Source organism: Rhizobium herbae, from assembly GCF_019511375.1.
Taxonomy (GTDB): domain Bacteria; phylum Pseudomonadota; class Alphaproteobacteria; order Rhizobiales; family Rhizobiaceae; genus Pararhizobium; species Pararhizobium herbae_A.
This window is the reverse complement of record NZ_JAEUAO010000002.1, coordinates 309,545-328,955: the sequence shown is the minus strand read 5'-3', so window position 1 is coordinate 328,955 and position 19,411 is coordinate 309,545. Positions and strand designations below refer to the sequence as shown.

The 19,411-nt window shown below is 61.9% G+C and carries 22 protein-coding genes; 13 read left to right on the top strand and 9 right to left on the bottom strand.

The window, feature by feature from the left end; translation table 11 throughout:
* Nucleotides 1-148 precede the first annotated feature (148 nt).
* The 6 genes from rpoN to JNB71_RS08785 all read left to right on the top strand — a co-directional run bounded on the left by rpoN (nucleotide 149) and on the right by JNB71_RS08785 (nucleotide 7,204).
* Nucleotides 149-1,723, top strand: coding sequence for an RNA polymerase factor sigma-54 (rpoN, locus tag JNB71_RS08810; RefSeq protein WP_220371456.1), 1,575 nt, complete (start codon nucleotides 149-151; stop codon nucleotides 1,721-1,723).
* 265 nt (nucleotides 1,724-1,988) lie between these two features.
* A complete protein-coding gene (gene hpf, locus JNB71_RS08805; protein WP_220371455.1) occupies nucleotides 1,989-2,564 on the top strand; it encodes a ribosome hibernation-promoting factor, HPF/YfiA family in 576 nt (191 codons plus the stop codon).
* 173 nt (nucleotides 2,565-2,737) lie between these two features.
* Nucleotides 2,738-3,202, top strand: a complete 465-nt coding sequence (gene ptsN, locus JNB71_RS08800; protein ID WP_018323890.1) for a PTS IIA-like nitrogen regulatory protein PtsN — start codon at nucleotides 2,738-2,740, stop codon at nucleotides 3,200-3,202.
* A 293-nt stretch (nucleotides 3,203-3,495) separates the two neighbouring features.
* Complete coding sequence (locus tag JNB71_RS08795) at nucleotides 3,496-4,263, top strand: SDR family NAD(P)-dependent oxidoreductase (protein ID WP_220371454.1); 768 nt, start codon at nucleotides 3,496-3,498, stop codon at nucleotides 4,261-4,263.
* Nucleotides 4,264-4,286: 23 nt separating this feature from the next.
* Nucleotides 4,287-5,522, top strand: coding sequence for a D-arabinono-1,4-lactone oxidase (locus JNB71_RS08790; RefSeq protein WP_220371453.1), 1,236 nt, complete (start codon nucleotides 4,287-4,289; stop codon nucleotides 5,520-5,522).
* Nucleotides 5,523-5,650: 128 nt separating this feature from the next.
* Nucleotides 5,651-7,204, top strand: coding sequence for an acetolactate synthase large subunit (locus tag JNB71_RS08785; protein WP_220371452.1), 1,554 nt, complete (start codon nucleotides 5,651-5,653; stop codon nucleotides 7,202-7,204).
* Between the two features lie 47 nt (nucleotides 7,205-7,251).
* Here JNB71_RS08785 and grpE read toward each other — a convergent pair whose 3' ends face one another.
* Together grpE and hrcA are read right to left on the bottom strand one after the other, a co-directional pair.
* Complete coding sequence (gene grpE, locus JNB71_RS08780; protein ID WP_220371451.1) at nucleotides 7,252-7,866, bottom strand: nucleotide exchange factor GrpE; 615 nt, start codon at nucleotides 7,864-7,866, stop codon at nucleotides 7,252-7,254.
* Between the two features lie 114 nt (nucleotides 7,867-7,980).
* The gene (hrcA, locus tag JNB71_RS08775) at nucleotides 7,981-9,060 is read right to left on the bottom strand and encodes a heat-inducible transcriptional repressor HrcA (RefSeq protein ID WP_220371450.1); all 1,080 of its coding nucleotides are present in this window, start codon (nucleotides 9,058-9,060) and stop codon (nucleotides 7,981-7,983) included.
* Between the two features lie 190 nt (nucleotides 9,061-9,250).
* Here hrcA and rph point away from each other — a divergent pair, with 190 nt between their 5' ends.
* From rph to hemW, 4 genes are read left to right on the top strand one after another with little or no spacing between them, the layout of a single operon-like run.
* On the top strand, nucleotides 9,251-9,970 hold the full coding sequence (gene rph, locus JNB71_RS08770; protein WP_220371449.1) for a ribonuclease PH: 720 nt from the start codon (nucleotides 9,251-9,253) through the stop codon (nucleotides 9,968-9,970).
* A gap of 3 nt (nucleotides 9,971-9,973) precedes the next feature.
* Nucleotides 9,974-10,390: a VOC family protein gene (locus JNB71_RS08765; RefSeq protein WP_220371448.1), complete on the top strand. Its 417-nt coding sequence runs from the start codon at nucleotides 9,974-9,976 to the stop codon at nucleotides 10,388-10,390.
* 47 nt (nucleotides 10,391-10,437) lie between these two features.
* Nucleotides 10,438-11,082, top strand: a complete 645-nt coding sequence (gene rdgB / locus JNB71_RS08760; protein ID WP_220371447.1) for an RdgB/HAM1 family non-canonical purine NTP pyrophosphatase — start codon at nucleotides 10,438-10,440, stop codon at nucleotides 11,080-11,082.
* 14 nt (nucleotides 11,083-11,096) lie between these two features.
* Nucleotides 11,097-12,272, top strand: a complete 1,176-nt coding sequence (hemW, locus tag JNB71_RS08755; RefSeq protein ID WP_220371446.1) for a radical SAM family heme chaperone HemW — start codon at nucleotides 11,097-11,099, stop codon at nucleotides 12,270-12,272.
* A 2-nt stretch (nucleotides 12,273-12,274) separates the two neighbouring features.
* On the opposite strand, the gene JNB71_RS08750 is transcribed toward hemW, so the two are convergent.
* Entirely contained in the window at nucleotides 12,275-12,763 is a 489-nt protein-coding gene (locus JNB71_RS08750; protein ID WP_220372221.1) for a MarR family winged helix-turn-helix transcriptional regulator, read from the bottom strand.
* A gap of 106 nt (nucleotides 12,764-12,869) precedes the next feature.
* On the opposite strand from JNB71_RS08750, the gene JNB71_RS08745 reads away from it, so the two are divergent.
* Both JNB71_RS08745 and JNB71_RS08740 read left to right on the top strand, forming a co-directional pair.
* Nucleotides 12,870-13,733 (top strand): EamA family transporter, encoded by an 864-nt coding sequence (locus JNB71_RS08745; protein ID WP_220371445.1) that lies wholly within the window; start codon nucleotides 12,870-12,872, stop codon nucleotides 13,731-13,733.
* Nucleotides 13,734-13,823: 90 nt separating this feature from the next.
* The gene (locus tag JNB71_RS08740; protein WP_220371444.1) at nucleotides 13,824-14,933 is read left to right on the top strand and encodes an endonuclease/exonuclease/phosphatase family protein; all 1,110 of its coding nucleotides are present in this window, start codon (nucleotides 13,824-13,826) and stop codon (nucleotides 14,931-14,933) included.
* Nucleotides 14,934-14,977: 44 nt separating this feature from the next.
* Here the strand turns inward: JNB71_RS08740 and JNB71_RS08735 are convergent, their stop codons facing one another.
* Together JNB71_RS08735 and JNB71_RS08730 are read right to left on the bottom strand one after the other, a co-directional pair.
* On the bottom strand, nucleotides 14,978-16,231 hold the full coding sequence (locus tag JNB71_RS08735) for an aminopeptidase (protein ID WP_220371443.1): 1,254 nt from the start codon (nucleotides 16,229-16,231) through the stop codon (nucleotides 14,978-14,980).
* 94 nt (nucleotides 16,232-16,325) lie between these two features.
* Entirely contained in the window at nucleotides 16,326-17,018 is a 693-nt protein-coding gene (locus tag JNB71_RS08730) for a glutathione S-transferase family protein (protein ID WP_220371442.1), read from the bottom strand.
* Between the two features lie 78 nt (nucleotides 17,019-17,096).
* On the opposite strand from JNB71_RS08730, the gene JNB71_RS08725 reads away from it, so the two are divergent.
* Nucleotides 17,097-17,552: a MarR family winged helix-turn-helix transcriptional regulator gene (locus JNB71_RS08725; RefSeq protein WP_220371441.1), complete on the top strand. Its 456-nt coding sequence runs from the start codon at nucleotides 17,097-17,099 to the stop codon at nucleotides 17,550-17,552.
* 3 nt (nucleotides 17,553-17,555) lie between these two features.
* Here JNB71_RS08725 and ybaK read toward each other — a convergent pair whose 3' ends face one another.
* The 4 genes from ybaK to JNB71_RS08705 form a co-directional block, all read right to left on the bottom strand.
* A complete protein-coding gene (gene ybaK / locus JNB71_RS08720; protein ID WP_220371440.1) occupies nucleotides 17,556-18,029 on the bottom strand; it encodes a Cys-tRNA(Pro) deacylase in 474 nt (157 codons plus the stop codon).
* 33 nt (nucleotides 18,030-18,062) lie between these two features.
* A complete protein-coding gene (locus JNB71_RS08715; protein ID WP_220371439.1) occupies nucleotides 18,063-18,278 on the bottom strand; it encodes a toxin-antitoxin system HicB family antitoxin in 216 nt (71 codons plus the stop codon).
* A 27-nt stretch (nucleotides 18,279-18,305) separates the two neighbouring features.
* Nucleotides 18,306-18,659 (bottom strand): ArsC family reductase, encoded by a 354-nt coding sequence (locus JNB71_RS08710; protein ID WP_220371438.1) that lies wholly within the window; start codon nucleotides 18,657-18,659, stop codon nucleotides 18,306-18,308.
* 79 nt (nucleotides 18,660-18,738) lie between these two features.
* Nucleotides 18,739-19,332 (bottom strand): 2'-5' RNA ligase family protein, encoded by a 594-nt coding sequence (locus JNB71_RS08705; RefSeq protein ID WP_220371437.1) that lies wholly within the window; start codon nucleotides 19,330-19,332, stop codon nucleotides 18,739-18,741.
* Between the last annotated feature and the right edge of the window lie 79 nt (nucleotides 19,333-19,411).

Below are 19,411 nucleotides of genomic sequence, written 5' to 3'. Positions count from 1 at the left end.
GCCCGACCGCCTGGAAATTCATCTTATTTCCCGCGAACGCTTGACCAAACCCCGTTAATAAGCAATTTTTGGGCCAATTGAAGAATTGGCGAATTCACTCCCAGAAGTGAACGCCGGCTCGGAGAATTGAGGGGAGTTTCGCGTCCGCATGGCCCTGTCAGCCAGCCTCTTCCTGCGTCAAAGCCAGACCCTGGCGATGACCCCGCAACTGATGCAGTCCATCCAGCTGCTGCAGATGACGCATTTCGAACTGAACCAATTCATCGAACTGGAAGTCGAGAAGAACCCGCTGCTCGAATTCGCGGCAAATGATGATGGCGCCGCCGGCGGCGATCGCTTCGGCAAGGACGAACTCCACATCACGCCGGACGAACGCACCGAGCGCGACAGCGGCGACACCGCATCCTTCGACCCGCTCGGCGACGTCTACGACAGCACGACGTCTGCGACCGGCGAGCGGATGAGCGAACAGCTCGACGCCAATTTCGAGAATGTCTTTCCCGACGACACGGCACCGCAGCGGGTCGATGCGCCGGAATTGCTCAGCCAGTGGAAATCGATGCCGGGTGGCGGCGAAGGCGAAGGCAGCGACGGCTACGACCTCGATGATTTCGTCGCCAACCGCGTGACGCTGCGCGACTTCCTCAACGAACAGGTTCCCTTCAGCGTAAATGGCGCGGCCGACCGGCTGATTGCCCAGCACCTGATCGACCAACTGGACGAGGCCGGCTACCTGCATGCCGATATCCGCGAGATCGGCGAGCGATTGGGCTGCGCGACGGCCGATGTGGCGCGGGTGCTCGACAGCCTGCAGCAGCTCGATCCGCCCGGCGTTTTCGCGCGAACGCTGAGCGAGTGCCTCGCAATTCAACTGCGCCTGCGCGACCGGCTCGACCCTGCCATGGCGGCCCTCCTCCAGAACCTGGAATTGCTTGCCCGGCGCGACTTCGCCAGCCTGAAACGCATTTGCGGCGTCGATGAAGAAGACCTCATCGACATGCTGGCGGAAATCCGCAAGCTCGATCCGAAGCCCGGCACGAGTTTCGAAACAAGCCCGTCGGAGGCCATCGTCCCCGATATCGTCGTGCGTCCGGCGCCGGATGGCAGCTGGGCTGTGGAGCTCAATCCGGATACGCTGCCCCGGGTGCTGGTCAACCAGGCCTACTACGCCACCGTTTCGCGCCACGCGCCGAAGAACAGCGCCGACCATGCCTTCCTGGCCGAATGCCTGCAGACGGCCAACTGGCTGACCCGCAGCCTCGACCAGCGCGCCAAGACGATCATGAAGGTGGCGACCGAGATCGTTCGGCAGCAGGACGCCTTCCTCGTCAACGGCGTCGACCACCTGCGGCCACTCAACCTGAAGACCGTCGCCGATGCCATCAAGATGCATGAATCGACCGTCAGCCGCGTCACATCGAACAAATACATGCTGACGCCGCGCGGCCTGTTCGAGCTGAAATATTTCTTCACGGTGTCGATCGGATCGGCGGAAGGCGGAGACGGGCACTCGGCGGAATCGGTGCGCCACCGCATTCGCAACATGATCATGCTGGAAAGCCCGGACGCCGTGCTTTCGGACGACGATATCGTCGATATCCTGAAGAAGGGCGGCGTCGACATCGCCCGCCGGACGGTGGCGAAATACCGGGAGGCGATGAACATCCCCTCCTCTGTCCAGCGGCGCCGCGAAAAACGGGCAATGGCAAAGGTCTCGGCCTGAGACCAGCCGGTACTTATCCCCGTTATCCTCGCGATCAACAGGTGTGAAATCCCGCAATCACGGTCTGTTAACTCTTCGTTTGACTTTTAGAACAACCTGGAGTATTTGGCGGCCGCAATGGCATGAGGATCAAGCCTGCCTGAAGCATATCCCTCCAAATCCTGCCCCTTCTGACGCAAAATTCGTTTGCGTGCGTGAAATGCTTGGATGACGGATGCGGTTGGAATAGACTGGCTGCGCAAATCACGAAGAGAGAGGAAACTCCATGAGTGTGCGTGTATCCGGTAAACATATGGAAATCGGCGAAGCGTTCCGTCTGCGGATTGAAGAGCAGATCGCACAGGCCGTAACCAAATATTTTGACGGAGGATATTCAAGCCAGGTCACCGTGGAAAAATCTGGATCCCGTTTCAGCGCCGATTGCAAGATTCACCTCGATTCAGGTGCCGCCTTGCAGGCCAACGGCCAGGCGAACGACCCTCAAGCTGCGTTCGACGCGGCCTCCGAGCGGATTGCAAAGCGCATCCGCCGGTACAAGCGCAAGCTCAAGGATCACCACAATGGCAATGGCCATACAGGATTTGCCGAAGTAGCCTACACCGTGATGGATTCAGTGCCCGACGAAGACGACGAGCTTCCGGACAACTATGCACCGACGATCGTCGCGGAGAGTTCAAAACAGCTGAAGACGATGTCTGTAGCAAACGCCGTGATGGCGCTCGACATGACAGACGAACCCGTCCTGATGTTCCGTAGCCCCGGCAATGAGCAGTTGAATATCGTCTACCGACGCAACGATGGAAACATTGGCTGGATCGATGCAGCCAATATCAAGGGCTGAGTGGACCCGATTGAGTGCCGGCTCGCCGGCGCTCAATCGACCGCTTTTTCCTGGTGGTGGACGCGGGCGGTACCGTTGACGATCCGTCAGAAACCACCGAGAAAGATGGATGGAGCCGCGGTCCGGCATTATTTGCCGAACGTCGTTTCCACCGGCGAACGAGGACAAAAAGAATGGCATTGGCAGGTTTGCTGCAGCAGAATGCGATACTTCCGGCCATGAAGGCCAATTCAAAGAAGCAATTGCTTCAGGAATTGGCGGCAAAAGCATCCAAAATCACTGGACTTCCCGAACGAGAAATTTTCGACGTCATTCTCCAGCGCGAGCGGCTCGGGTCCACCGGTGTCGGCAACGGCATCGCCATTCCGCACGGCAAGCTCGCCCACCTGTCGTCGATCGTCGGTATTTTCGCCCGGCTTGATTCTCCGGTCGATTTCGAAGCATTGGACGACCAGCCGGTCGATCTTGTCTTCCTGCTTCTGGCGCCCGAGGGTGCCGGCGCCGATCATCTGAAGGCGCTGTCGCGCATCGCCCGTGTTCTGCGTGATCCCGATATGGTCGCCAAGCTGCGGGCAACGGATTCCGCCTCCGGCATCTACGCTTTCTTAAGCGACGGCCACGCCTCCAACGCGGCCTGATCGCCCTCCGGCCGGCTGACGGTGTCCATGAAGGCGGTAAGGGCTCGGTCTGGCCGGATGGCCGGACGCCGGTGTCGGCTTTGGGTGGATGCGCTCCGTCCCTTCGAAAATTGCCATCGTTTCGGGATCGACGCATTGCGGCCACGCGAAGAGCTGCTCGAGGTTGCGCATCAGCCGTACGCATGCAGCAAAAGTGGGGGCGTCCTTTTCTATTTCCGCAGCCTTGACGGGCTATCGACAGCCGCCCTGCCGTCAACAATAATCCTCGCATCAACAAACGAGGAGAACGGGCCATGGCGGGCAGACTTTCCGGAAAGACGGCGTTGATCAGCGGCGGCGCGGGGGGGTGCGGCCTTGCCGCATCCCAGCTCTTTGCCCGCGAGGGCGCCCGCGTCGGCATTATCGACCTGCCGCGCAGCAACGGCGAGGAGGTGGCAGCCGCAATCCGCGCCGAGGGCGGGCAGGCCGTTTTCGCGCCGGCGGACGTGTCCGTGTCCTCCGAGGTGAAGGCGGCGGTAAAAGCCGTCGAGGATGCTTTCGGCAATATTACCGTCCTCTTCAACCATGCGGGCATCCTGGCCGTCGGGCCGTTCCTCGAGACGGAGGAAGACGAGTGGGACCGGCTGATGGCCGTCAATGTGCGCTCGATGTTCCTGATGACCAAGGCCGTGCTGCCCGGCATGCTGGCCGCCGGCGGTGGCAGCATCGTCTCCACCTCTTCGATCTCGGCCGTCGCGGCGACGCCGATGGAGGTGCTCTACGACACGACCAAGGGCGCCTGCCATATGTTTGCCCGCGCCATCGCCGTCGAGTTCCGTGATCGCGGGATCCGCTCCAATGCCGTCTGCCCCGGCTTCATCGCCACCGACCACGGCAAGCGCGAGCTGGTGGGCCTGGCAAAATATGGCGTCGATGTTTCGGACGCTGCTATCGCCGCCCAGCAGGGCCGGATGTGCGACCCGATGGAAGTCGCGCAGGCAGCCCTGTTCCTGGCGAGCGACGAATCGAGCTTCGTCAACGGCACGCATCTGTTCGTCGACAACTGCTTCACGGCTGTCTGAACACCAATAGGGAGAACGGGACCATGATGGATGCAGGCGGACACTGGCGAAACTGGGTGGGAAATCAGTCGTGCATCGTCCGGCACAGGGGCGCGCCCGAGAGCGAGGCCGCCTTGTCGGAGATGGTGCGGGAGGCGACGTCGAACGGACTGAGCGTGCGTTGCGCCGGCTCCGGCCATTCCTTCACGCCGGTGGCTCTCACCAGCGGCCTGCACCTGACGCTGTCGAAGCTGCAGGGCATCACCGATATCGACACGGCGCGCAAGCGGGTCTCGGTGCATGCCGGCACGACGATCAACACGCTTGGCAAGGCGCTCAAGGCAAACGGCCTGTCGATGATCAACCAGGGCGACATCGACAGCCAGGCTTTGGCCGGCGCACTGACGACCGGCACACACGGGACCGGCTTGACGCTCGGCAACATGGCCTCGCAGATCGTCGGCATGCGGCTGGTGCAGCCGGACGGCCGCGTGCTTGTCATCGACGACAACAAGCCGGACATGCTCGATGCCGCGCGCGTCTCCATCGGCATGCTCGGCGTCATCTCGGAAATCACGCTGCAGGTGATGGACAGCTACAACCTGCATGAGAAGCTCTGGCGCTGCACGTTCGACGAATGCATGGAGCAACATGACGAACTGGCGGCAACCCATCGGCATTTCGGATTCTTCTGGTGCCCGGTGCCCGAAAGCCGCCATTGCTATTGCCTGCCGGATACGTCCTCCGTCTCGACCACGACCAGCCTGTCCGACGTCTGCGAGATGAAGACGATCGACATCACCGACCGGCCGCCGATGGAAAGCCCCTTCGAGAAGATCGCCTATTCCTCGGAAATCTACCCGATCGAATATGTGCCGAACTTCCACGAGCTGGAATATGCGGTGCCGGTGAAATACGGCAAGCAGGCGTGCATGGAAGTGCGCAAGCTGATGCTGGAGAAACATCCGACCTGCATCTATCCGATCGAATATCGCTTCACCGCCGGCGACACTGGCTGGATCAGCCCGTTCTTCGAACAGGATTCGATCACGCTCTCGGTCTCCGGCGAGCCGGGTACAGACTACTGGGACTACCTGAAGGACGTCGACGACATCCTTCGCCAGTTCGGCTCACGCCCGCACTGGGGCAAGCTGCATTTCCTCGGCGCGGAGGACGTGGCAGCGCTCTATCCGCGTGCGCGTGACTTCAAGGCGCTGCGCAACAAGCTCGATCCGGAGGGGCGCTTCCTGAACGATCATCTGCGGCAGTTGTTCGGGTGATATTGCGCAGTTTGGTGGCTGAGCCAGGTGTTGCCCTGCCACGTAAATTGTTGGGAGACGGTGCGCGTGGAGCTCGCGCTCAATGTTCTTGAGCGTTCACGCGGCAACGGACGGAGGGGAGGCTGACCGTGAACGGCGCTGATGTGCTTTGCGATGTGCTTTTGGCCAATGACGTCAACATCTGCTTTGCCAACCCCGGCACCTCGGAGATGCATTTTGTCGCGGCTCTCGATCGCCGGCCTGAAATGCGCTGCGTGCTGGGGCTGTTCGAGGGCGTGGTGACCGGTGCTGCCGACGGCTATGCACGGATGACCAACCGGCCGGCGGTAACGCTGCTTCATACGGGACCGGGACTGGCAAACGGGCTCGCCAACCTGCACAATGCCCGGCGCGCGCGCGTTCCCGTAATCAATGTCGTCGGCGATCATGCCTCGTATCATCTTGCCCTCGACGCGCCTCTGACAGCGGACATCGAGAGCCTGGCTGCGCCGATGTCCAACTGGGTAAGGCGGATAGAAGGGCCCGACGATGTTGCCCGGGCAACACAAGCAGCTATTCATGCCTCGCTGTCGCCTCCGGGCATCGCAACCCTGATCCTGCCTGCCGATGCGGCGTGGGGTGAGGCAAGGCCGCCCGCGTCGGCAGTGATCGATCGTCCCGCGCCTTCAGCCACCAGGGGCGAGGCTATACGCAGCGCAGCGGAAGCGATCCGCAAGGCCCGCGGCCGCGCCGCATTGCTTGTCAGGGGAACAGCGGCATTGGCCGACGCCCTGGAGATCGCCGGGCAAATCTCGGCCGCGCTCGACGTTCGCCTGTTCAGCGAAGTGCAGGTGGCGCATATGCAGCGCGGCATCGGCCGTGTGGCGCCAACACGCATCCCCTACCCGATCGATGCGGCATTGGAGGTGCTGGCCGGTATTGACGTTCTCGTCCTCGTCGGCGCACCGGAGCCGGTTGCTTTCTTCGCATACCCGGGCAAGCCTGGGCGGCTCGTCCACAACGGGTGCCAGGTGCTGGCTTTGGCAGCGCATGGCGAGGACCTGAAACGGGCGCTGGAGGAGCTTCGGGATGAACTGGGGATAAAAAGCTCGCAGGCAGTGCCGCAGGCAAGGACCGTCCCGGCTGAAGGGCGTCCCAGCGGCGCACTCACGGAAGACGCGGTCGCAGTGATCGTGGCGCAAAAACTCCCGGACAACGCCATCGTCTGCGATGAAGGCATCACCTCGGCCCGAAGGTTCTTTTCGCTGTCCGAACAGTCGGCTCCACACGATTTCATGATGAACACGGGCGGGGCCATCGGCATCGGTATACCCTTGTCCATCGGCGCTGCCATTGCCTGCCCCGACCGAAAGGTTTTGAACCTGCAAGCCGATGGAAGCGGGATGTATACCGTTCAGGGATTATGGACCCAGGCCCGGGAAAATCTCGACATCATCACGATCATCTTTGCCAACCGCACCTATGCGGTGTTGCATGGAGAGATGCGGAACGTCGGAGTTCAGACGATCGGCGAAAACGCCCGGCGAATGTTGGATCTCGACAATCCGTTGCTGGACTGGGTGTCGATGGCAAGGGGATTGGGGGTCGAAGCGGCCCGCGCCCGCACGTGCGAGGAATTCACCGGTCTTCTCGACCACGCCTTGGCGCGCCACGGCCCCTTTCTGATAGAAGCCACTATCTGACGGCCAATCGCCTCGGGAGATTGGCCCTCAGGTAAGCAAATTATTCGCTAGGCAGCCGGCGTCTCTTCCGCTGCAACCGCCTTCGGGCCGCCCTTGGCGACGCCGACCATGGCGGGGCGCAGCACGCGTTCGCCGATGGTGTAACCGGCCTGAACCACCTGCACGACGGTGTTGTTCGGCACTTCGGGGTTCGGTACCTCGAACATAGCCTGATGGAAATTCGGGTCGAACTTCTGGCCGACCGGCTCCAGCTTCTGGACACCATGACGCTCAAGCGCCGCGAGCATGGCGCGCTCGGTCATCTCGACGCCTTCGACCAGGGCGGTGAAGCCGGCATCGCCGGCCGCACGTGCCTCAGCCGGGATGGCATCGAGAGCGCGGCGCAGATTGTCGGATACGGCGAGCATGTCGCGGGCAAAGCCGGCGACGGAATAGGACTTCGCATCCTTGACATCGCGCGCGGTGCGGCGGCGCAGATTGTCCATTTCGGCGGCAAGCCGCAGGTAACGGTCGCGATAATCGGCGGCCTCGGCCCTGGCGAGTTCCAGAGGATCGGGTTCGACAGCGGCGGCTTCGACCTTCTCAGCGGCAGCTTCAGCGTTCACCGCGGCTTCCTCGGCTGCGTTGGCATCTGCTGCATGTTTGCTCGTGTCGTCGGTCATGACGGTCTCCGGTATGTCGCTATGTTAGGATTTGTAGCCGATATCGAGCTTTGAGGGCGAAAAATCAAGGGTTCAATCGCCGACCTGCCGGAAAAACCAAGCTCTATTGGGGGATCATCGAGACAACCGCGACATCAATTGTGCAGTGTAATCCACCATCGGCACGATGCGCGAATAGTTGAGCCGCGTCGGGCCGATGACGCCGACCGCACCGACGATCTTGTCGTCGCTATCCCTGTAGGGCGCGACGATCAGCGACGAGCCGGACAGCGAAAACAGCTTGTTTTCCGAGCCGATGAAGATGCGAACCCCCGGTCCGCTTTCGGCGAGATTGAGAATTTCAATCAGGCTGTCCTTCTTTTCCAGATCGTCGAACAGCATGCGCAGCCGGTCGATGTCCTCGGCACCGGCGAGGCCCTCGAGCAGATTGGCGCGACCGCGCACGATCAGCTTTGTCGGATTCCCCTCCGTTTCGCTCCCAGACCAGATGGCAAGACCCCGCTCCACCAGATCCTGGCTCAGCGTATCGAGTTCGCGCCGGACGGTTTCCTTGACCTTTTCCAGCTGGGCGCGCACTTCCGGCAGCGTCTGGCCGGCGAGATGCGCATTGAGGAAGTTGGCAGCCTCGGTCAGTTGTGAACTGGTGACGCCGGCCGGAAGCTCGATGATGCGGTTTTCGATCTGATCATGATCGCCGACCAGGACGGCCAATGCCTTCGTCGGCGCCAGGCGCATGAATTCGACATGCTTCAGCACCGGATCACTCTTGGCGGTGATGACAAGCCCTGCGCCGCGCGACATGCCGGAGAGCATCTGACTTGCTTCGGTCAGCAGAGCTTCCACGGGCTGGTCGCGATCATTGCGGCGCACGTGCCGATCGATCGAGGCTCGATCCTCGGCCGACAGGTCGCCCACCTGCATGAAGGCATCGACGAAGAAACGCAGGCCCACCTGCGTCGGCAGGCGACCGGCACTGATATGCGGGGAGTAAATGAGGCCGAGGTCCTCAAGATCACTCATGACGTTGCGCACGGAAGCCGGAGACAGCGACATCGGCAACAGTCGTGACAGGCTGCGGGATCCCAGCGGCTCACCGCTTTCCAGATAGCTCTCCACGATACGGCGGAAAATTTCCCCCGAGCGGTCGTCGAGCGCCGAAAGCCTGTCCCGCATCGCAGATTTCTCCACCACCATTCGAACGCAAGAACCCTTTCTGTTTCGACCAACCGAAATATAGTGATCACGGCACCTGATGGCAAAAGGGAAATTGGCCCGGAAGCCTTCGCCCACTGCGCCTGCCCGGTCGCTGTTCTTTTCCGCGCAAATGATTTCCCTTCCTCCCAACATAGGCTAGAAGGCTGACAAAACATCACAGGAGTTCAAAATGCGGCCTTCCGGCAGAAAAACCGACCAGATGCGCAAAGTCTCGTTCGAGCGCGGCGTTTCCAAGCATGCCGAGGGGTCCTGTCTCGTCAAGTTCGGGGACACGCACGTGCTGTGCACCGCGAGCCTCGAGGACAAGACGCCGCCGTGGCTGCGCAACAGCGGCAAAGGCTGGGTGACCGCCGAATACGGCATGCTGCCGCGCGCCACCGGCGAACGGATGAAGCGCGAGGCCGCCAGCGGCAAGCAGAGCGGCCGCACCCAGGAAATCCAGCGGCTGATCGGCCGCTCGCTCAGGGCCGTGGTCGACCTGCAGGCGCTCGGCGAGCGCCAGATCTCGATCGACTGCGACGTCATTCAGGCCGACGGCGGCACCCGCACGGCCTCCATCACCGGCGCCTGGATCGCCCTGCGCGACTGTCTTGCCTGGATGGAAGCGCGCAACATGATCAAGGTCGAAAAGGTGCTGAAGGACCATATCGCCGCAATCTCCTGCGGCATCTTCGCCAACCAGGCGGTGATCGACCTCGACTACCTGGAAGACTCGGCGGCCGAGACCGACGCCAACTTCGTCATCACCGGCTCCGGCGGCATTGTCGAAATCCAGGGCACGGCGGAAGGAAAGCCGTTCTCGGAAGAGGAATTCGGCACGCTGATGAGCCTTGCCAAGAACGGCATTGCCGAGCTGGTCAGCTTGCAGAAACAGGCGATCGAGGGCTGAGCCATGGCCGCGGCGTTCGAAGGCATACTGGAGACGGCGCTCTATGTGGATGATCTCGACCGGGCGGAGGCGTTTTACGGCTCCGTTCTCGGGCTCGACAAGATCAGCCGCGCCGGCAACCGGCATGTCTTCTTTCGCTGCGGTCCAGGCGTCCTTCTGATCTTCAACCCGGCGGAAACCGTAAAGCCGCCGCCGGAAGGAGGCTTGCAGGTGCCACCGCACGGCACGCACGGGCCGGGCCACATGTGCCTGCGGGTGCCCGCCCAGGGCCTCGACGCCTGGGAGGACAAGCTGAGGGCCGCCGGCGTCGCGATCGAATCCCACGTGCAGTGGCCGTCGGGCGCGCGCTCCTTCTACTTTCGCGATCCGGCCGGAAACAGTCTCGAATGCGCCGAAGCCAGTCTTTGGAATATCGACTGACACGAATGAACGACATGGGGCGGCCGGCCCGGATGAGAAGGACGCAGATGCGCAAACTTGAAGACAAGACCCTGATCGTGGCCAGCCACAATGCAGGCAAGATCCGCGAAATCCGCGAGCTAATCGGCCCGCTTGGTTTCGAGGCGAAATCCGCCGCCGACCTCAATTTCGCCGAGCCGAACGAGACCGGCACGACGTTTGAGGAAAACGCCACGATCAAGGCGCTCGCCTCGGCGAAGGCCGCCGGCCTGCCGGCCCTTTCGGATGATTCCGGGCTTGTCGTCGATGCGCTGAACGGCGATCCCGGCGTCTACACCGCCAACTGGGCGGAGACTGCCGACGGTACGCGCGATTTCGCCATGGCGATGGAAAAGGTCGAGACCGCCCTTCAGGACGCGGGTGCGACGGCCTTCGATCGGCGCACCGGCCGCTTCGTCTCGGTGCTCTGCCTTGCCTGGCCGGATGGGCATGTCGAACTGTTTCGTGGCGAAGTCGAAGGTCACATCGTCTGGCCGCCGCGCGGAACGCAAGGGTTCGGCTACGACCCGGTCTTTCAACCGCTCGGTTACGACACCACATTCGGTGAAATGAGCGCCGACGCGAAGCACGGCTGGAAGCCCGGCGATGCGCAAGCCTTGTCGCACCGCGCCCGCGCCTTCAAGCTGTTTGCCGAGACATGCCTCGGCGCCTGAAAGAACCAAACGGAATGGCCAGTTTCTCCTCCATCGGTGACAGCACCGACCCCGGCTTCGGGGTCTACGTGCATTGGCCTTTCTGTGCCGCGAAATGCCCTTATTGTGATTTCAACAGCCATGTGCGCCACCAGCCGGTCGACCAGCCGCGTTTCGTCTCGGCGTTCCTGACCGAGATGGCGGAAGCCCGTCGCCTTTCCGGCCCGCGCACCGTCACCAGCATCTTCATGGGCGGCGGCACGCCCTCGCTGATGAACCCGGAAACTGTCGAAGCCGTGCTCACCGGTATCGCCAAATTCTGGCATGTGCCTGACGGTATCGAGATCACCATGGAGGCCAATCCCTCCAGCGTCGAGGCGACGCGTTTTCGCGGCTACAGGGCTGCCGGCGTCAACCGTGTCTCGCTCGGCGTCCAGGCGCTCAATGACCGCGACCTCAAATTCCTTGGCCGGCTGCACAACGTGGAAGACGCGCTTAAGGCGATCGGGCTCGCCCGCGACATCTTCCCGCGCATGTCCTTCGACCTGATCTACGCCCGCCCGAACCAGACGGTCGAGGACTGGGAACAGGAGCTGAAGCAGGCCGTCTCCTATGCCGTCGATCACCTGTCGCTCTACCAGCTGACCATCGAGGAAGGCACGCCCTTCTACGGGCTGCACAAGGCGGGCAAGCTGATCGTCCCGGATGGCGAGCAGTCGGCCGTGCTCTACGAGGCGACGCAGGAGATCACCGAGGGTTTCGGCATGCCGGCCTACGAGGTGTCCAACCACGCAGCACCCGGTGCCGAAAGCCGCCACAATCTCACCTATTGGCGCTACGGCGACTATGCCGGCATCGGCCCCGGCGCGCATGGGCGGCTGGGCATGGGCCGCAACAAGATCGCCACCGCCACCGAGCGCAATCCGGAAGAATGGCTGAAACTGGTGGAAGAACAGGGCCATGGCATGATCGACCAGGAGGTTCTCGGCCTCGACGAGCAGGCCGACGAACTGCTGCTGATGGGCCTGCGGCTGAAGGAAGGCATCGACCTCGTCCGCTGGCAAAGCCTGTCCGGCCGCGAGCCCGATCCGGATCGCGAGCAGTTCCTGATCGAGCACGGCTTCATCGAACGGCTTGGGAATTCCCGCCTGAGGTGCACGCCGGCCGGCATGCTGATCCTTGACGCGGTGGTCGCCGACCTCGCCTGCTGATCCTATTCGAACGCCAGGAGGTATTTTCTGAGAATCGCATCGAGCGCGGCGCGTTCATCCAGGTCCAGAAATGCCGTCAGACGATGCTGGTTTGCGACATGCGCGGTGACGGCGCGCTCGACAAGGTCAAATCCCTCAGGCTTCAGGGCAATCAGCACGCTGCGCCGATCCTCGGGATTGGTCAGGCGCGCGACGAGGCCCGCTTTTTCCAGCTGGTCGACGCGGTTGGTCATCGTGCCGGAGGTGATCATCATCGTTGCCAGGAGATCGCCGGGCGAGAGCCGGTAGGGCGCGCCGGACCGCCGCAGGGCCGCCAGCACGTCGAAACTGGCGGACGTCAGCCCCAGCTCGAGGAACGTCTTTTCGACCTCCCGCCCGAGATAGGTCGCGAGCCGCGCCAATCGGCCGAGCAGACCCATGGGCTCGACGTCGAGATCAGGGCGCTCGGTGCGCCACTGCGCAAGAATTCTGTCGACGTGGTCCTTTTCCATGGCCGTGGCGCCTGGTTCCTTGATACGTCCCATCTAGAAGCAATTCATCTTGACGTCAAGATAAACCGCGATATGCTGATATTATCTTGAAATCGAGATACTTCAAATGAAGACAAATGCATCCTCCCTGCCCGATATCGGACTGACCGCCATTGCACCCGCCATCTGGGGCAGCACCTATCTGGTCACCACCGAATTCCTGCCGCATGGCTATCCGCTGACGGTTGCCTTGTTGCGCGCCTTGCCGGCCGGCATCATCCTTCTGCTGATCGTCCGGCAATTGCCGCAAGGCATCTGGTGGATGCGCTCGATCCTTCTCGGCGCACTCAATTTCTCGTTTTTCTGGGCTATGCTGTTCGTCTCCGCCTACCGCCTGCCGGGCGGCGTCGCCGCAACCGTCGGCGCCATCCAGCCGCTGATCGTCGTGGCGCTGGCACGCTTGCTGATCGGCACGGCAATCAGGCCGGTGACGATCGCGGCTGGTCTGGTCGGCATGGCCGGGGTCGGCCTTCTGGTACTGACGCCCTCGGCGGCGCTCGACTCGATCGGCATCATCGCCGGGCTTGCCGGTGCGGTGTCGATGGCCTTCGGGACGGTTCTGACCCGCCGCTGGACGCCGCCGGTTTCAAGCCTGACCTTTACCGCCTGGCAACTGACCGCCGGCGGCGCGCTGCTTTTGCCCGCTGCCCTGCTGATCGAGCCCACCCTTCCCGTGCCCACGACCGCCAACCTCCTCGGCATCATCTGGCTCGGCCTGATCGGCGCTGCCTTCACCTATCTGTTGTGGTTTCGCGGCCTGGCAAAACTCGAACCGGCCGCCGTTGCCTCCCTCGGCTTCCTCAGCCCGCTGGTGGCGACGCTGCTCGGCTGGGGCCTGCTTGGGCAGAACCTGACGATGATGCAGATCGTCGGCATGGTGGCCGTGCTGGTCAGCGTCTGGATGGCACAACGGACGCAGATGGCACGATGACCGAAGCGGTTGAGCTGACTTTTTAGTACAATAAATGCGTGTTATCTTCCGTCGTTGAATTCAACCTGTCGAATTGAACGGGAGACGAGCATGAAACTCGCTGCCTACAACGTCGAGAACCTGTTTGACCGTGCCAAGATCATGCTGCTGGAAGAGTGGGAGGACGGCAGGGAAGTGCTGGAGGACTTCGCCGAGGCCAACCAGATCCTTGGGCAGCCAGTCTACGACGCAGCCGCAAAGGCCAGGCTCGCGGAACTGCTGATCGAGCTTGGCCTCGAAAAATCGGACGAGGCATCCTACGTCCTGCTCCGGCGCAACCGCGGCGAATTGCTGAAACGGCCGAGCGACGGCGGCATCGAGATCATCGCCGAAAGACGAGCCGATTGGGTTGGCTCTCTGGAGCTCAAGGAAGCGCCGGTCAACCATGAATCGATGCTGAACACGGCAAGGGTCATCAAGGAAATCGACGCCGATGTTCTCGGCATCGTCGAGGCCGAAAGCCGACCCGTCCTGTCGCAATTCAGCAAGGACATCATCACGGCCGTGGGCGGCACACCTTTCGACCATGTCATGCTGATCGACGGCAATGATACGCGCGGCATCGACGTCGGCGTCATGACGAAAGCAGGCTATCCGATCACCAAGATGATCAGCCATGTCGATGACATGCACGGCAACGAGAATATCTTTTCGAGAGACTGTCCGGAATACACGATCAAAACGGCTGGCGGCAACACGCTCCACGTGCTGGTGAACCACTTCAAGAGCAAGGGATATGGCGATCCGCGCAGATCGGAGGCACGACGCGTCCTGCAGGCGACGCGGGTCAACGAGATTGTCAGCGACCTGCTGGACAGCGGCGAAAAATTCATTGCCGTTGTCGGCGACCTCAACGACACGCCCGACAGCGACGCGCTGGCAGCGCTGACAGCGGGCGACATCCTGAAAGATGCCTTCCACCATTCTGCATTCGACGACGGCGGTTTCAAGGGCACCTATGGCAGCTGCACCGCCAGAAACAAGATCGATTACCTTCTGCTGTCACCCGACCTTTTCGGCAAGGCATCGGCCGGGGGCGTTTTCAGAAAAGGCATGTGGCCCGGCAAACGGCCGAAGAAATGGGACGTGTTCGACAGTCTGGAACTGCCGGTCCACGCCGCATCCGACCATGCAGCCATATGGGTCGAACTCGATATCTGACATGGCGAGATCGACATGATCCCGTCATTGCTTCCGGGCGAGCTTTAAGCCCACTCGCCCTTGCGCATCACCGGAACCCTGGCGCCGTCCGGCCGGACGCCGTCGATGTCGACCTCGCCGGAGCCGATCATCCAGTCGATGTGGATCAGGCTGGAATTGCCGCCCTGCGCCTTGATCTGCTCCTGGCTCAGCGACGCGCCGTCGAGGAAGCATTTGGAATAGCACTGGCCAAGCGCGATATGGCAGGAGGCATTCTCGTCGAACAGGGTGTTGTAGAACAAGACGCCACTGGCCGAGATCGGCGAGGAATGCGGCACCAGCGCCACTTCGCCGAGCCGCCGCGCACCCTCGTCGGTATCCAGCACCTTCTTCAGCACTTCCTCGCCATTGGTGGCCTTCGCCTCGACGATCCGGCCGCCTTCGAAACGAACCTGGATGTTGTCGATCAGCGTGCCCTGATGCGACAGCGGCTTGGTGCTCGACACATGGCCTTCAACACGCAGAGCATGCGGCGTGGTGAAGACTTCCTCGGTCGGGATGTTGGGATTGCAGGTGATGCCGTTCTTGGCGGTCGAGGCGCCGCCGTGCCATTCATGGCCGTCAGCCAGCCCGACCGTCAGGTCCGTGCCGGGGCCGGTGAAATGCAGGGCTGAGAAACGCTCGGCGTTCAGCCACGACGAACGCCGGGCGAGATTGGCATTGTGCTCTGCCCACGCCGCAATCGGATCTTCGACATCGACGCGCGAAGCGGTAAAGATCGCGTTGGCGAGCTTTTCGACGGCGACGTGTTCGGGATCGTCCGGAAACATCTGCTTCGCCCAGGCCGGGTTCGGATAGGAAACGATGTTCCAGTTGATGTCGAAATTGGAGATCTTCTCCAGTGCCGGCTTGTAGGCGATCGAATTGGCCTTGTTGGCGCGCGCCACCTTGGCCGGGTCCTGCGCCGCCAGCATCATCGGGTTGTCGCCGGAAATCGCAAGACGGGCGGCATTCTTGCCGTAAGCCTTGGCCATGCCGTCATAGAGCCAGTCCGTCGCGCGGTCGAAGCTCTCGTCGGGCGCATACCGGTAGCGCGCAAGCGTCGTCTCTTCATCCGAGTAGAAAGTCGAGACCAGCGCAGCGCCGGCAATGTAGGCGTGCCTGGTGATCAGGCGCACCAGCGGCAATGCGGCGATCGGCGACGTGATCACCAGCTCCTGTCCGCGCTCGAGCCGCAAGCCCACCTTGACTGCGACTTCAGCGAGCTTGTCGAGCTTGACGGGATCGACGGCTTGATGGGCGGGAGAATGGAAGGTCATCGCATATCCTGACTTGTTCGTCCAAACCCCCTGTTTAATGCGCTTCGGACCAAAACAGAAGGCTTTTGCGAGGCGCCGCCGATCACATCATCGATCAGGCCGCCAGCTTGCCGCGCCTTAGAAGATAGGCGTCATGCCGGTGCAGGAAGGCCATGAGACGCTCCTGATAGTCGGCTGTGACCGCCTCCACGACACTCGGCCGGACGGCAAGCGCATTGCGCCAGGCGTTGACGCGCCGCAGCCCAGCGAAGATGCCGCTCTCGAACAGGTTTTCGAACAGCTCGAAATAGCGGAACACCGGCGCGAAGACGGCATCGACCATGCCGAAGCGCTCGCCCGCGAAATAGGGTCCTTCCCCCAACTCCTCTTCGAGCGTTGCGAATTTTGAGGCGAGCGTCTGGCGCCTGGCTTCGAACTGTTCGGCATCCTTCGCCGTCTCGTAAACCCAGAGATCGGCAAGGATCGATGAGCCGAATTCCATCCAGCCGCGATGGCGCGCGCGGGTCAGCGGATCGGCCGGATGCAGCGGCGCACCCGCCTGGGTTTCCTCCAGATATTCGCAGATCACCGTGCTTTCGAACAGGACCGCGTCATCCCGGCCGGCCTGTGGGATTGCCAGCAACGGCACCTTGCCGAGCGGCGAGATCCGCAGAAACCAATCCGGCTTGGCGGCGAGATCGATATAGCGTCGTTCGAAGGCCACCCCCTTTTCCGCCAGCACGATCGCGGCGCGCTGGACGTAGGGGCAGAGATGATGGCTGATGAGGGTGAGCTTTTCGGATTGCATGGGATTACTCCGACTATTTAGATGCAATTGCATGTATTAGTATTTGCCAGCGCCGTCAAGTTAGATGTAAATGCATGTATGTCCGATAACGAAGACGCGCCCGCTCCCGTACCGAGCCCTCATGGCACGCAGGCCTGGATCAACCTGATGCGGGCACAGCAAAGGGTACTTGCCCTGATCGAGCGTGACCTGAAGGCCGCCGGCCTGCCGGGGCTTGGCTGGTACGATGTGCTCTGGGAGCTCTCCCGTGCCCATGGCGGACGTTTGCGGCCGTTCGAGATCGAAGAGCGCACGCTTCTGGCGCAATACAATCTATCGCGCCTGATCGACCGGCTGGAGCGGGAAGGTCTCGTCGAGCGACAGGTCTTCGACGACGATGGCCGCGGCCGCTGGGTGCTGATCACGGAAAAAGGCCGCGCCCTGCGTTCGACGATGTGGGACGTCTATGCCAAGGCCATCGCAAAGCATGTCGGCGCAAGGCTGCCGGACGCCGGGGCTGCGCAACTTGCGGATCTGTTGTCGCGACTGCTGTGAGATTCAGGCAACCAGCGGCGCGGCAACGGCGTTCAAGGCCCTCAGCGCAACGTCGGGAGCAAGCCGCACCTGCAGGCCGCGCTGACCGCCGTTGATATAGACGAGCGGCTCGACGAGCGCTCCTGCCTCGATCGCCGTCGGCACCTGCTTCTTCTGCCCGAACGGACTGATGCCGCCGACATGGTAGCCGGTCAATCGCTCCGCCTCCGCCGGCTTCATCATGTTCGCCGACTTGCCGCGAAAGGCGGCCGCCAGCTTCTTCATGCTGACCTCGCGATCGGACGGCACGACGACGCAGACCGGCTTGCCATCCACCTGCGCCATCAGCGTCTTCAGGACACGGCACGGCTCCTCGCCCAGCGCTTCCGCCGCCGCCATGCCGATCCGGTCTGCGGAGGGATCGTAATCATAGGTATGAACGGTAAAGGCGGCTCCGGCCTTTGTCAGCGCAAGCGTTGCACGGGTGCTTTTCGACATGGGTTCCGTCAATTTCGCGAGGAGGAGGAGGGTTCAGCCCCTGTGGGCGCGATCGAGGTGATCGAGAACGACGAGGCGACGCCTCTCGCTTCCTCGATCCGGGCGAAAACGCGTTTCCGCATCGAACTCTGCAAGCGCCCTTTCGGAAAGCTCTTCGAAGAGCGTGTTGAGGCTGATCCCGCGGGCTGCTGCAAGCGCCTTCAAGCGCTCGTGTTCATCGTTCGGAATACGGATCGTCAATGTGCTCATTTCAATACCTCCTTTCCGCCATCGACCTCACCCAGCAGAAAAGATACGCTCATAAACCTCCGGCTTGAAGCCTGCCGTAAATGCTCCGTCACGATCCAGCAAAGGTCGCTTGATCATCGACGGCTGGGCGAGCATCAGCGCAATCGCCCTGCCCTCGTCCAACCCCGCCTTGTCGGCATCGGGCAGTGCGCGAAACGTGGTGCCGGCGCGATTGAGCACGGCTTCCCAGCCAAGCGCCGCGCACCAGAGCCGGAGCGTCTCCTGCGCAATTCCGGCTGCCTTGTAATCGTGGAAATCATAGGCAATGCCTTGGCCGTCCAGCCAGGTGCGCGCTTTCTTCATCGTGTCGCAGTTCTTGATGCCGTAAATCGTCACGCCCATTCGTCATGCCATCCCTTTGCTTGCCGGCAAGCGGGATAGCATGACGCGGACAAACATCAAGCAGCGAATAATGGCCGCCTCACTCCAGCAGCGGCCAGCGGTCGATAAAGTCGTAGCCGCTCTTGCCGGTGACACTGCGGATGAGAACGAACTCGCGCGCAATCCAGCTGACCGGCGCGACGAGCCTGTGCTCCGCGACAGGCGACGCATCATCGAGAAGCGTCATGTGCGGCAAGAAGCGAGGATTGTAGCTGAAGGTCAGTCCGACAGCCCACATTTCCTTGGCCAGTTGCACATGCAGGTCCATGATCTCCTCGCTGCGCACGGCATTGGCGAGCACGACGGCGCTTGCGATATGCATGACCCGGTCGAACGTCACCTCGAACGGCGCAGCCTTGACCGTCGCCATCGCAGCCGACACGGCAAAGACGATATCCTCCGGAAAATCGGCATTCTTGCCAACCGCATTGAGCGAGACATGCATGCGATTATGCGGGCGTGAGCCTGTCGACAATGCATGCCGTTGCAATACCGCGCGGCCGATCTCGGCGGCCTGCAACGCCACGTCGTGCTCCGGCACGAGCGCCAGAAACAGATTGCCCTTTCCGGCATCATCGAATCTTCGCGCTTTGCCCCCATTTGCATGGGCAAACGACTTCCGATCACGACGCAAAGCTTCATTCCCGGCTTTTCCAAGCATGGCAGACCTCATCTCTTTTTGAATGAGGCGAGTATAGCCGAGTCTCCTACGA